This window comes from Streptomyces bobili (genome assembly GCF_002154575.1).
GTDB classification, from domain to species: domain Bacteria; phylum Actinomycetota; class Actinomycetes; order Streptomycetales; family Streptomycetaceae; genus Streptomyces; species Streptomyces bobili.
This window is the reverse complement of the sequence record NZ_MUBA01000192.1, coordinates 1-12547: the sequence shown is the minus strand read 5'-3', so window position 1 is coordinate 12547 and position 12547 is coordinate 1. Positions and strand designations below refer to the sequence as shown.

Here is a 12547-nt window from a genome sequence, read left to right as displayed (position 1 = left end):
GCACCGGGCCGCTCCGCTCGGCGACGAAGACGGTCGTCGCGTCGGGGAGGCGGCCGAGGGTCTCGTAGGGGCCTACGGCGTCCAGGGCGGTGAAGCGGTCGAAGAGGACGATGGCGATCTGCATGGGCTGCCTTTCGAGGGGGCCGGTGGGCGTTCAGCGGACGGGGGCGGCGGGGCGGAACCGGCGCCGGTACTCGGCCGGGGAGGTGGCGAGAGCCTTGACGAAGGCGCGGCGCATCGCCTCGGGGGTGCCGTAGCCGCTGGCGCGGGAGACCTCCTCGACGCCGTCGCCGGTGTCCTCCAGCAGCCGGCGGGCGTGTTCGAGGCGTACCCGGTCGACGTAGCGGCCGGGCGTCAGGCCGGTCTCGGCGCGGAAGGCGCGGGCGAAGTGGCGGGGCGAGAGCAGCGCGCGGGCGGCGAGGGACTCGACGCTCAGGTCGCCGTCGGGGTGCTCGGTGACCCACCGCTGGACCTCGCGCAGCGGCTCCCGGCGGGCGGTCTGCGCGCGGAGCTGGGCGCTGAACTGGGCCTGGTTGCCGGGCCTGCGCAGGAAGACGACCAGATGGCGGGCGACACCGAGCGCCACGTCCCGGCCCAGGTCCTCCTCGACCAGGGCGAGCGCGAGGTCGATGCCCGCGGTGACGCCGGCCGAGGTGGAGACGCGTCCGTCGCGCACGTAGACGGGCTCGGCGTCGACCTCGACCGCCGGGTGGTCGCGGGCGAGGGTGTCGGCGTACGCCCAGTGGGTCGTGGCGCGGCGGCCGTCGAGCAGGCCCGCCTCGGCGAGCAGGATCGCGCCGGTGCACACGGAGACGAGGCGCTCGGCCCGCGGGCCGTGCTCACGCAGCCAGTCGGTCAGCCGCGGATCGGGCCCGCGGGTGCCCTGCCCGCCCGGCACCAGCAGGATGTGCGGGTCGGGCGCGTCGGCGAGGGCCGTGTCCGGTACGAGGGTGAGGCCGCTGGAGGTGCGCACCGCACCGCCGTCCAGGGAGGCGGTCCGGACGCGGTACGTGCCCGGCACGTGCTTGTCGGCCCCCGCGAAGACCTCCACGGGACCGGTGACGTCGAGACTCTGGACGTCGTCGAAGAGGACGACGAGGACGGTGCGCTGGGCCATGCGGTCGATTCTTCGCGGCCCACGCGACGGCCGCAACGACGAGTACCCCACCTTTCCTGCCACCCGGCCGGCCCGGACGCGGCATGATCCGGCGCGGTCGAGGTACCCGGCCGTCCGCCGGCCGGACGGCCGGGAGACGAAGGGAGAACTCCGTGTTCCGTGCGATCGCAGACGTACTGCGGCAGATCGGTGGTGCCGTCGCCACCGTCGTGACGCTGCCCTTCCGGGCCCTGGCCCGGCTGTTCGGCGGGGCCTCCTCCACCACGCGGCACGGGAGGGCGTGAGGCCCGCCGGTCCGCGCCCTGATCCACGGGTGTCGGCGCCGCCTGCCACAATTGCCGCGCAACCTCAGTGGAGAAGGCGGTACGGGAATCGTGACGACAGAGCTGCCACCCCTCGTAGGGTCCATCGAAAGCAGGATCGCCGGGGAACTCGGCGTACGGGAGCGGCAGGTGAGGTCCGCCGTGGAGCTGCTCGACGGCGGCTCGACGGTGCCCTTCATCGCCCGTTACCGCAAGGAAGCGACCGAGATGCTCGACGATGCGCAGCTGCGCACGCTCGAGGAGCGGCTGCGCTATCTGCGGGAGCTGGAGGAGCGCCGGACGGCGATCCTGGAGTCCGTGCGCGAGCAGGGCAAGCTGAGCGACGAGCTGGAGGCGCGGATCCGGGGCGCCGAGACCAAGGCGCGGCTGGAGGACATCTACCTGCCGTTCAAGCCGAAGCGGCGGACGAAGGCGCAGATCGCGCGGGAGGCGGGCCTGGAGCCGCTCGCCGACGGGCTGCTCGGTGACCCCTCGGTGGAGCCGCTCGCCGCGGCGGCGGCCTTCGTCGACGCCGAGAAGGGCGTCGCGGATCCGCAGGCCGCGCTGGACGGCGCGCGGGCGATCCTCACCGAGCGGTTCTCGGAGGACGCCGACCTGATCGGCGAGCTGCGCGAGCGCATGTGGGTGCGGGGCCGGGTGGCGGCGAAGGTGCGGGAGGGCAAGGAGGAGACGGGAGCGAAGTTCGCCGACTACTTCGACTTCGCCGAGCCGTTCACCGCGCTGCCCTCGCACCGGGTCCTGGCGATGCTGCGCGGCGAGAAGGAGGAGGTCCTCGACCTCGTCCTGGAGCCGGAGGAGCCGACGGACGGGCCGTCCTCGTACGAGGGGATCGTGGCGCACCGCTTCGGCATCACGGACCGCGGGCGGCCGGGCGACAAGTGGCTCAAGGACACGGTCCGCTGGGCCTGGCGCACCCGCCTCCTCGTGCACCTCGGTCTCGATCTGCGGCTGCGGCTGCGCACGGCCGCCGAGGACGAGGCGGTGAACGTCTTCGCGGCGAACCTGCGCGATCTGCTGCTCGCCGCCCCGGCGGGCACCCGCGCGACGCTCGGCCTGGACCCCGGCTTCCGTACGGGCGTGAAGGTCGCCGTCGTCGACGCGACCGGCAAGGTGGTCGCCACCGACGTGATCCACCCGCATGTCCCGGCCAACAGGTGGGACGAGTCGATCGCGAAGCTGGCGCGGCTGGCGAAGGAGCACGCGGTCGAACTGATCGCGATCGGCAACGGCACCGCGTCCCGCGAGACCGACAAGCTCGCCGGTGACCTCATCGAGAGGCATCCCGAACTGAACGTCACCAAGGTGATGGTGTCCGAGGCCGGCGCGTCCGTGTACTCGGCGTCCGCGTTCGCCTCGCAGGAGCTGCCCGACATGGACGTGTCGCTGCGCGGCGCGGTGTCGATCGCGCGCCGGCTCCAGGACCCGCTGGCCGAGCTGGTGAAGATCGACCCGAAGTCGATCGGGGTCGGCCAGTACCAGCACGACCTGTCCGAGCTGAAGCTGTCGCGTTCGCTGGACGCGGTGGTGGAGGACTGTGTGAACGGCGTCGGTGTCGACGTGAACACCGCCTCGGCCCCCCTGCTGGCCCGGGTCTCCGGCATCACCTCCGGTCTCGCCGAGAACATCGTGGCGCACCGGGACTCCAACGGGCCGTTCACGTCCCGGCAGTCGCTGAAGAAGGTGCCCCGGCTCGGCCCGAAGGCGTACGAGCAGTGCGCGGGCTTCCTGCGGATCCGCGGCGGCGACGATCCGCTGGACGCCTCCAGCGTGCACCCCGAGGCGTACCCGGTGGTGCGGCGGATGGTGAAGTCGTCCGGGGAGGGGGTCGCGTCGCTGGTGGGCAACACGGCGGTGCTGCGTGCGCTGCGGCCGGCCGACTTCGTGGACGAGAAGTTCGGTCTGCCGACCGTCTCCGACATCCTCAAGGAGCTGGAGAAGCCCGGCCGGGACCCGCGGCCCGCCTTCAGGACGGCCACCTTCAAGGAGGGTGTGGAGAAGATCTCCGACCTGGCGTCCGGCATGGTCCTGGAGGGCGTCGTCACGAACGTGGCGGCCTTCGGGGCGTTCATCGACATCGGCGTCCACCAGGACGGGCTGGCGCATGTCTCCGCTCTCTCCAGGACGTTCGTCAAGGACCCGCGGGACGTGGTCAAGCCCGGCGACATCGTCAAGGTGAAGGTTCTCGACATCGACATCCCGCGCAAGCGGATCTCGCTCACGCTCCGGCTGGACGACGAGGCCGCCCCGAAGGGCGATCCGTCGGGCGAGGGACGGCCGCAGCGGGGCGGACGTCCGCCGCAGCAGCGGCAGCAGGGCGGCGGACAGCGTCAGCAGGGCGGGCAGCGCGGCGGGGGCGGCGGCCAGCGGGCCGCCGGCGGGCGACAGGCTCCGCCGCCGGCCAACAGCGCGATGGCGGACGCCCTGCGCCGGGCAGGACTGACCGACCCGAAGGGCAAGCGGTAACGCGACGGCGACGGGCCCGGTCCCCGCACTCCGCGGGGACCGGGCCCGTCGCTGTGGTGAGCGGTTAGCGTTCCGTCACCTTGCCGTCGGCCACTTCCAGGCGGCGGGTGACGTGGACCGCGTCCAGCATGCGGCGGTCGTGGGTGACCAGCAGGAGGGTGCCCTCGTAGGCGTCGAGGGCCGACTCCAGCTGCTCGATCGCGGGGAGGTCCAGGTGGTTGGTGGGCTCGTCGAGGACGAGGAGGTTCACTCCCCTGCCCTGGAGGAGCGCGAGAGCGGCGCGGGTCCGCTCGCCGGGTGACAGGGTGGCCGCCGGGCGCAGCACGTGGTCCGCCTTGAGGCCGAACTTGGCCAGCAGGGTGCGTACCTCCGCCGGCTCGGTGTCGGGGACGGCCGCGCCGAACGCGTCCAGCAGCGCCTCGGTGCCGTGGAACAGCTTGCGGGCCTGGTCGACCTCGCCGACCAGGACGCCCGAGCCGAGGGTGGCGTGCCCGGCGTCCAGCGGGACCCGGCCGAGGAGCGCGCCGAGCAGGGTGGACTTGCCCGCGCCGTTGGCGCCGGTCACCGCGACCCGGTCGGCCCAGTCGACCTGGAGGGTCACCGGGCCGAGGGCGAAGCCGCCGCGCCGCACCTCGGCGTCCCGCAAGGTCGCCACGACGGCGCCGGAACGCGGGGCCGAGGCGATCTCCATGCGCAGGTCCCACTCCTTGCGCGGCTCGTCGACCACCTCCAGGCGTTCGATCATGCGCTGGGTCTGGCGGGCCTTCGCGGCCTGCTTCTCGCTGGCCTCGCTGCGGAACTTGCGGCCGATCTTGTCGTTGTCGTTGGCCGCCTTGCGGCGCGCGTTCTTCACGCCCTTGTCCATCCAGGAGCGCTGGGTCTGCGCGCGGTCCTGGAGGGCGGCCTTCTTGTCGGCGAACTCCTCGTAGTCGTCGCGGGCGTGCCGACGGGCCACGTCCCGCTCCTCCAGGTAGGCGTCGTAGCCGCCGCCGTAGAGCCTGATCTGCTGCTGGGCGAGGTCGAGTTCGAGGACCTTGGTGACGGTGCGGGTGAGGAACTCGCGGTCGTGGCTGACGACGACGGTGCCGGCGCGCAGACCGGTCACGAAGCGTTCGAGGCGCTCCAGGCCGTCCAGGTCGAGGTCGTTGGTCGGCTCGTCGAGGAGGAAGACGTCGTAGCGGGACAGCAGGAGGGAGGCGAGGCCCACGCGGGCCGCCTGGCCGCCGGACAGGGAGGTCATCGGCTGGTCCAGGCCGACGCCCAGGCCGAGCGAGCCGGCGATCTCCTCGGCGCGCTCGTCGAGGTCGGCGCCGCCGAGGTCGAGCCAGCGCTCCAGGCTCGTCGCGTACGCGTCGTCGGAGCCCGGCGCCCCGTCGACGAGGGCCTGGGTGGCCTCGTCCATGGTCCGCTGGGCCTCGGCGACACCGGTGCGGCGGGCGAGGAAGTCCCGCACGCTCTCGCCGGGGCGCCGCTCGGGCTCCTGGGGCAGGTGGCCGACGGTCGCGGTCGGCGGGGACAGGCGCAGTTCGCCCTGCTCCGGCGCGGTGAGCCCGGCGAGGAGCGTCAGCAGGGTGGACTTGCCCGCGCCGTTGGCTCCGACCAGCCCGATCACGTCCCCGGGGGCGACGACGAGGTCGAGCCCGGAGAAGAGGGAGCGGTCGCCGTGGCCGGCGGCGAGGTTCTTGGCGACGAGGGTGGCAGTCATCAGGGAGTAGATCCTAACGGCCGCCGCGGCCCGGACGAGGACGGCACCGTCGTCTCCACTTCCTGGCAGCTGCGTAGGTGGCCAGGTGCTGGGCGCCAGGTGCTAGGCGCGCCGGCCGGTGGAGCGGGGCGGCAGCGGCTCGTAGTGCTCGGTGAACAGCTTGCCCACCAGTTCGCCCCGGCTGGACACGCCGAGCTTCTCGAAGATCGCCTTGATGTGGTCGCGCACCGTGTGCGGCGACAGATGGAGTTCCTCGGAGATCCCGTTGGTGGACAGGCCGCGCGCCACCCGCTGCGTGACGTCCAGCTCCCGCTCGGACAGCTCGTAGGCCTGCACGATGAGCGGCGTGACCTCGGAGATCGGGGCCCGCTCGATGATCACCGCGGAGACGCCCAGGCGTCCGTCGGCCTCCCGCAGGCAGGAGGCGTGGCACACCAGCCAGCGGCCCGTGCGGCTGCGCATCCTGATCCGCGCGGTGTCGCGGCCGTGCTCCTGCGCGATCGCGCGGGCCCGCATCGCGGTGCCGTGCACCCACAGCGGTACGCGGATGCCGAGGGCGGTGAGCGAGGCGGGGCCTTCCGGCATCTCCTCCAGGTAGCGCCGTGCGTCGTCGTTGGCCGAGACGAGGGCGCCCTGGGCGTCGAAGAGCAGCAGCCCGGTGCCGGTCATCGCGCCGGAGTCCTCGGTGCGGTATTTGGCGTACGACCTGAGCCGGCGCGCGATCGGGGTGCCCAGCTCCTCGAGGAACCGGCGCTCCCCGCCGCTGAACTCGGCCCGCCCCTTCTCCCGGAACAGGCTCACGTAGCCGTGCGGGCGCCCGTCCACCCGCAGCACGGCCCGCAGCTCGTCGTGCACGCCGCGCGGCGCCAGGAAGCCCCGGTAGAGCGAGCTGCGGCCGGGCTCGCCGCCGGTGCTGTCCCACAGGCTCGCCACCGGCACCGGCGCCAGCGCGAGGTCACGGAAGAGGTTGATCTTCTCCGTGAACAGCTCGTACTGCCAGTAGACGGCGCAACTGTGGCCCTCGATGTTCTCCGCGAGGATCGGCGACGTGATCATCCCGGTGTCCGGGTCCGTGGCCCGCCAGACGGCCGCGTCGTAGGGCACCACCCTGCGCAGTTGCGTCGCCAGCGTGCTGAACAGCATGTGCGGACTGTCCGCACGCCCGGCCCGTGAGATGAGTTCGTCGCGACCGATCGCCATGGGCATGCTCCGGCACTCCGTTCCGGGATCGCCTTCGGATGATGAAGCGAGCGCTGCCAGTTACCAACTAATCACCACCGTACGCTACTTGTCGGACAGGACCGGTGACGGCCGGCCGTCACCGGCCATCACCGGTCATCACCGGCCGTCACCGTCGTCGCCGGCCGTCACCACACCTCGTCCGGCAGCCACTGGGCGAGCCGCCGGGCCCCGGCCAGGACGGGCCCGGCCGCGCGGAGGTCCAGCGCCGTGCTCTCGGGTAGCTCCGGCATCCGCGGCATCTGCGGTCCGACGTACAGCGGGTCGGTGCGGACGTCCTCGATGCCCAGCGGCCGGAGCAGCGCCAGGAGGGCGGGCCGGGACAGCCGGATCCACCGCTGGGTGGGCCCCAGCGCCGCGTGGAGCCGTTCCTCGCCGGTGAAGGCGAGGCCGACCCGCTCCTGGCCGGCGCCCGTCCGAGCCGTCCGTACGACGGCCGGCGCGCCGCCGGAGTCGTCGGCCCGGACCGGGACGAACAGGAGCGCGTCCACTACGTCACGTCTCGAGGCAGAACTCGTCGAGCGGGTAGCCGACGTGCCGGTCCTCGGTCGGCAGAAAGCCGAGGACCTTGTCACCGGGCTTGAGTTCGGTGCTGTTGAGTACCGTGCCGCCCGGACCGAGCACCCGTACGTGCCAGTCGTCCTGGAGGATCAGATTGACCTCGCGGCCGTCCGGGGAGACCGCGTTCACCGAGATCAGCGGCCTGGTCTCGATCTTGACCCGGCCGACGGTGACGAGCCGGGTACGGCCCGCGACGTCGGCGGCCACGATCTTGCTGCCCGCCTTCAGCTCGCTGAGGTAGTTGGTGCGGCCGTCCTTGGACAGGGTGTAGGAGTGGATGGCGCCGGCGTTCACCCGGAACGGGCGGGTCGGCATGTAGGGCAGCGGATGCGTCTCGCTGACGCACAGGATCATGCCCTTGGAGTGCGACCCGACCAGGATGCCCTCGTCCTTGCGGAAGTAGGTGCAGGTGTCGACGCAGGCACGCTCGCCCATGCCGACGTGCTCGGTGCTGACGACCTCGAGTTCGGTCAGGGCCAGGTCGGGGGTCTCGGCGTTCACCACGGTCTTCAGCGCCGTGGCGTCGCCGACCTTCTTCGGCGCCATCATCACGCCGTCCGAGCCGTGCTCGAGCACCCCGAAGATGATCTCGGCCTCCTCGACGTCGGCCGCCACCGTGATCAGGCTGCCCTTGGCCGCCGCGGACGCCGCGATGACGATCTCCAGCGGGATCTTGGTGGGGTCGCGGAACAGCAGCAGGCTCCACTGCTCGGTGCGCGCCGACTGGCAGGCGTCCTCCAGCGTCTCGGCGTCCACGATCTCCACGAACCGGCCGAATTCCAGCTCCGGATGTTCGAGCCTCAGCTCGGCGGGGGTGATTCCGTGGAAGCGCGGGTCCACGATGACCACCGTGGCCTCGCCGAAGTCCTCCGGAAGGGTCTTGCCACGGGGGAACAGCACCTTGGTGACGGTCGGGGGCAGCCCCTGCAGGGCGGCCGGGTCCGCCGCCACGATGCCGTCGACCCGCTGATGCAGGGCCTCTTGGACGATGGCGTTCCTCGCCTCGTCGAGGTTGCGGATGTCCAGCCAACTGAGCTTCATGCGTATGGCTCCTAGAGGTCAGTCCCTGTGGATGAGTCAGTCACTGTGGATGAGGTCGGCCAGCTTCGCGGCCATGACGCCGGGGTCGGGCGCCTCGAAGATGTTGCGGCCCATGGCGACGCCGGCGACGCCCGCGCTCAGGGCCTCGGAGACATCGGCCAGGACCTGGCCCTCGTCCTTGTTGCGCGGGCCGCCGACGGTGATGACCGGGACGGGAGAGCGGGAGGTGATCTCCCTCATCGCCGTGACCGAGCCGACGTACGGGGCCTTCACCAGGTCGGCGCCGAGATCGGCGGCGAGGGACACCGCGTGCGCCACCAGTGCCGGGTCGTGCGGATCGCTGATCCTGGGACCGCGGGGGTACATCATCGCCAGCAGCGGCACGTTCCAGCGGTCGCAGGCGTCGGCGACCGCGGCCAGATCGGAGATCTGCTGCTGCTCGTTGTCCGAACCCACGTTGACGTGCACGCTCACCGCGTCCGCGCCCAGCCGCAGGCTCTCCTCGACGCCGGCCACCAGGTACTTGGCGTCCGGGTCGGGGGCGTGCACGGTGCTGGCGCTCAGGTGGACGATGAGCGAGGTGCTGGAGAACCAGACGGGATCGACGTGCCGCAGGCTGCCCTTGTGCAGGACGATCGCGTCCACCCGGTTGGTGGCCAACCGGCCCACGAGCGCGTCGAGCCCCTCGCCGCCGGTGATCGGACCCTGGCTCACCGAATGGTCCAGCGGCACGATCAGCAGCCGTTCGGAATCGTTTCGGAAGAGGCGCCGCAAGCGAAGTCGCCTGCCGAACGCGCCGTTGGAGATCATGGGGTTTCCTCTTTCTCCGTGCCGGTCTTGGATCAACTCTTCAGCGGGCGGCTATCTTCGGTGTCTCTTTCTCATATCGCGTGTGGCGCGTTTCCGATATCGACGGGAAACATCGGCTGTCAAGACTCGTGGACAACCGGCGAGAAAGGTGTCCACAAGTGACCACCATGAAGATTGACGGGCGCGGCCTGACCATCGGCCAGACCGTGGCCGCCGCAACTCGTGAAGGTTCGGATTTCGCAGTCTCCGAGGACGCGTCGCGGGCGATGAACGCCTCCCGCGACCTGAAGCTGGAAATCCTCGCCACCGGCAAGCCCATCTACGGCGTGACGACGGGTTTCGGTGACAGCGTCAACCGGCAGATATCACCGGAGAAGACCGCGCGGCTGCAGAACGAACTGATCCGCTACCACCTGAACGGCACCGGCCCGCTGGCCTCCGACGAGGTCGTGCGCGCCACGTTGCTGATCCGCGCCAACTGCCTCGCCCGGGGCAACTCCGGCGTCAGCATGCCCGTCGTGGAACGGCTGCTCGACTTCGTGCGGCACGACATCCTGCCGACCATCCCCGAGCGCGGCTCGGTCGGCGCGAGCGGCGACCTCGTCCCGCTCTGCTACCTCGCGCACGCGCTGACCGGCCAGGGCCAGGTGCGCCACAACGGCGAGATCCGGCAGACCGCGGACGTGCTGTCCGAGCTGGGACTGGAGCCGGTGGCGCTCGAGGCCAAGGACGGGCTCGCCCTGATCAACGGCACCTCCTTCAGCTCCGCGTTCGCCGTCCTGAACGCCGCGGCGGCGGCCGAACTGGCCGAAGTGGCCGACATCTGCACCGCGCTGGCCAGCGAGGGCATGCTCGGCAACCGCGGCCACTACGCGCCGTTCATTCACAACGAGAAGCCGCACGACGGCCAGCGCGCCAGCGCCGCGCTCGTCCACGAGCTGCTCGAAGGTTCCACGCTGGCGATGACGTACGACCAGGTCGTCGACCTCAACGACCCGCTGGACGGCCGGCACTACCAGAAGCTCACCCGCAGCATCCAGGACCGCTACTCGCTGCGCTGCGCCCCGCACGTCACCGGCGTGCTGCGGGACATGCTCGACTGGGTCGCCCCCTGGCTGACGGTGGAGATCAACTCCTCCAGCGACAACCCGCTGTTCGATCCGTCCACGGGAGCCGTGTACAGCGGCGGCAACTTCTACGGCGGTCATGTCGTCACCGCGATGGACTCGCTGAAGACAGCCGTCGCCGGCGTCGCCGACCTCCTCGACCGGCAGCTCGCGCTCCTGGTCGACGAGAAGTTCAACAACGGCCTCACCCCGAACCTGATCGCCCGGGTGGCCGACGACGACACCGAGGCCGGTCTCCAGCACGGCTTCAAGGGCATGCAGATCGCGTGCTCGGCGCTCACCGCGGAGGCGCTCAAGCACGCGGGGCCGGCCTCCACGTTCTCCCGGTCCACCGAGGCGCACAACCAGGACAAGGTCAGCATGGCCCCGATCGCGGCCCGCGACGCGCGCACCGTCATCGAACTGACCCGTGAGGTCGCGGCCATCCACCTCCTCGCCGCCTGCCAGGCCGTCGAACTGCGCGGCGTCGACGAGATGAGCCCCCGCACCAGGGCCGTGCACACCCGTATCCGCAAGGAGGTTCCCTTCGCCGCCAAGGACCGGCAGATGGACGGCGACATCACCGCGGTCGTCGAGATGATCTCCTCGGGCGCTCTCACCGAGGCGGCGCGGGCCGGAGGCGCGCTGTGACCGTCGCGCTGAACACCGAACCGAACAGCGGCTCGCTCCCGGCCATCGGTGACTGGAAGACCTTCGACGACCTGCGGACACGACAGCGGGAGCGGCTCGGGCCGACGCTCGAACACGCCCGCAACTCGCCCTTCTACGCCGGGCGTCTGGAGGCGGGGCAGGCCCTGTCCGAGGTCGGCCTCACCGGGAAGTCGGACCTGCGCGACAGCTACCCCTTCGGCATGCTCGGCGTGCCCAAGGAGCGCCTGGCCACCTACCACGAGTCCAGCGGCAGCACCGGCAACCCGACCCCCGCCTACTTCACCGAGGCGGAGTGGACCGATCTCGCCGACCGATTCGTCCGCAAGACCGTCCCGATCGGTCCGCAGGACACCATGCTGGTGCGCATCCCCTACGGGCTGGTGCTCGCCGGGCACATGGCCCACTGGGCCGCCATGCGCAGCGGTGCGACCGTCGTCCCCGGCGACTGCCGTTCGCTCGCGGTGCCCTACTCGCGGGTCGTACGCCTGCTGCGCGATCTCGAGGTGACGCTGACCTGGTCGACGCCGAGCGAGAGCCTGCTCTGGGTCGCGGCGGCCAAGGCCGCAGGCCACCCCGCCGGTTCCTTCCCCGCGCTGCGGGCGCTGTACGTGGCGGGCGAGCCGATGAGCAGCGCGCGCCGGCGCCGGATCGAGGAGATCTGGGGCGCCCCGGTCATCGAGGAGTACGGCTGCACGGAGGTCGGCCCGCTGGCCAGTGACTGCCCGTACGGCCGGATGCACTTCTGGGCCGACCGGGTGCTGCCGGAGATCTACGACCCCCAGACCGGCGCCGTCACCGCCGAGGGCACCGGGCAGCTGGTCATCACCCCGCTGTACCGCGAGGCGATGCCGCTGCTGCGCTACAACCTCGAGGACCTGGTGGAGCTGCGGTACGAGGACTGCCCGTGCGAGTGGAAGCTTCCGACGGTGCGGGTCCTGGGCCGGCTCGGCATGGGCTACACGGTCGGCGGGCAGCGTCTCGGGCAGCTCCAGGTGGAGGAGCTGGTCTACCGGCTCCCGGCTTCCTACGGCGTGCTGTTCTGGCGGGCCAGGGCCGAACGCGACCGTCTGGTCGTGCAGATCGAGGTGCCCGGCCCGCACGGCGGGGACGCCGCGGCGTCGCTCGCCGCGTCCGTCGAGGCGGAACTCGGGGTGCCCTGCGTGGCCGACGCGGTCCCGGAGGGCACGCTCGTACCGAGCGCGTTGCTGGCGGAGCAACTGGACGCCATGAAGCCGCGCAAGCTCTTCGGGCCCGACGAGGACTGGGGGCAGGCGGTCGTCCGGGGGTGAAACCCGGTGACCGCGCTGCCGCCGCGGAGCGTGGCGTCGGATCCGGCCGGGGTGGTCGCGGTAGGCACGGTGGCCGCGCGGGGCGCGGTGGTGACGGACCCCGTGCCCCCCTCCACGAGGACCGGGGGACGCGCGGAGGTGCTGCGCGGCCAGGGTCGCGGACGGGGCCGGATCCTCGGCGGGGTCGCCGCCTCACCGTGATGGAGACGGAACGGGACGCC

10 protein-coding genes and 1 pseudogene are annotated in these 12547 nt (G+C 71.8%); 4 read left to right on the top strand and 7 right to left on the bottom strand.

What is annotated here, in order from left to right; translation table 11 throughout:
* Window positions 1-124 (bottom strand): annotated as a pseudogene (locus BZL64_RS41180) (DJ-1/PfpI family protein); the annotation flags it as partial.
* Window positions 125-154: 30 nt separating this feature from the next.
* Window positions 155-1117 (bottom strand): GlxA family transcriptional regulator, encoded by a 963-nt coding sequence (locus BZL64_RS16355; RefSeq protein WP_086769922.1) that lies wholly within the window; start codon window positions 1115-1117, stop codon window positions 155-157.
* Window positions 1118-1269: 152 nt separating this feature from the next.
* Here BZL64_RS16355 and BZL64_RS41940 point away from each other — a divergent pair, with 152 nt between their 5' ends.
* Together BZL64_RS41940 and BZL64_RS16350 are read left to right on the top strand one after the other, a co-directional pair.
* Complete coding sequence (locus BZL64_RS41940; protein ID WP_252548838.1) at window positions 1270-1401, top strand: LPFR motif small protein; 132 nt, start codon at window positions 1270-1272, stop codon at window positions 1399-1401.
* A gap of 90 nt (window positions 1402-1491) precedes the next feature.
* The gene (locus tag BZL64_RS16350; protein ID WP_086769921.1) at window positions 1492-3903 is read left to right on the top strand and encodes a Tex family protein; all 2412 of its coding nucleotides are present in this window, start codon (window positions 1492-1494) and stop codon (window positions 3901-3903) included.
* Between the two features lie 64 nt (window positions 3904-3967).
* Here the strand turns inward: BZL64_RS16350 and BZL64_RS16345 are convergent, their stop codons facing one another.
* From BZL64_RS16345 to bagB, 5 genes are all read right to left on the bottom strand, one after another.
* The gene (locus BZL64_RS16345) at window positions 3968-5608 is read right to left on the bottom strand and encodes an ABC-F family ATP-binding cassette domain-containing protein (RefSeq protein ID WP_086769920.1); all 1641 of its coding nucleotides are present in this window, start codon (window positions 5606-5608) and stop codon (window positions 3968-3970) included.
* 102 nt (window positions 5609-5710) lie between these two features.
* Window positions 5711-6808, bottom strand: coding sequence for a LuxR family transcriptional regulator BagY/FevT (bagY, locus tag BZL64_RS16340; protein WP_244205359.1), 1098 nt, complete (start codon window positions 6806-6808; stop codon window positions 5711-5713).
* 167 nt (window positions 6809-6975) lie between these two features.
* Window positions 6976-7338 (bottom strand): SAV_915 family protein, encoded by a 363-nt coding sequence (locus BZL64_RS16335; RefSeq protein WP_086769918.1) that lies wholly within the window; start codon window positions 7336-7338, stop codon window positions 6976-6978.
* Window positions 7339-7342: 4 nt separating this feature from the next.
* Window positions 7343-8449 (bottom strand): bagremycin/ferroverdin biosynthesis 3,4-AHBA synthase BagC/FevH, encoded by a 1107-nt coding sequence (gene bagC / locus BZL64_RS16330; protein ID WP_086769917.1) that lies wholly within the window; start codon window positions 8447-8449, stop codon window positions 7343-7345.
* Between the two features lie 36 nt (window positions 8450-8485).
* On the bottom strand, window positions 8486-9259 hold the full coding sequence (bagB, locus tag BZL64_RS16325; protein WP_086769916.1) for a bagremycin/ferroverdin biosynthesis DhnA-type aldolase BagB/FevI: 774 nt from the start codon (window positions 9257-9259) through the stop codon (window positions 8486-8488).
* A gap of 167 nt (window positions 9260-9426) precedes the next feature.
* Between bagB and bagA the strand changes: the two genes are divergently transcribed.
* Window positions 9427-11016, top strand: a complete 1590-nt coding sequence (gene bagA / locus BZL64_RS16320; protein WP_086769924.1) for a bagremycin/ferroverdin biosynthesis tyrosine ammonia-lyase BagA/FevW — start codon at window positions 9427-9429, stop codon at window positions 11014-11016.
* The gene (gene bagE / locus BZL64_RS16315; protein ID WP_244205358.1) at window positions 11013-12326 is read left to right on the top strand and encodes a bagremycin/ferroverdin synthetase BagE/FevW; all 1314 of its coding nucleotides are present in this window, start codon (window positions 11013-11015) and stop codon (window positions 12324-12326) included. Before bagA ends, bagE begins: the two co-directional genes overlap by 4 nt.
* The last annotated feature ends 221 nt before the right edge of the window (window positions 12327-12547 follow it).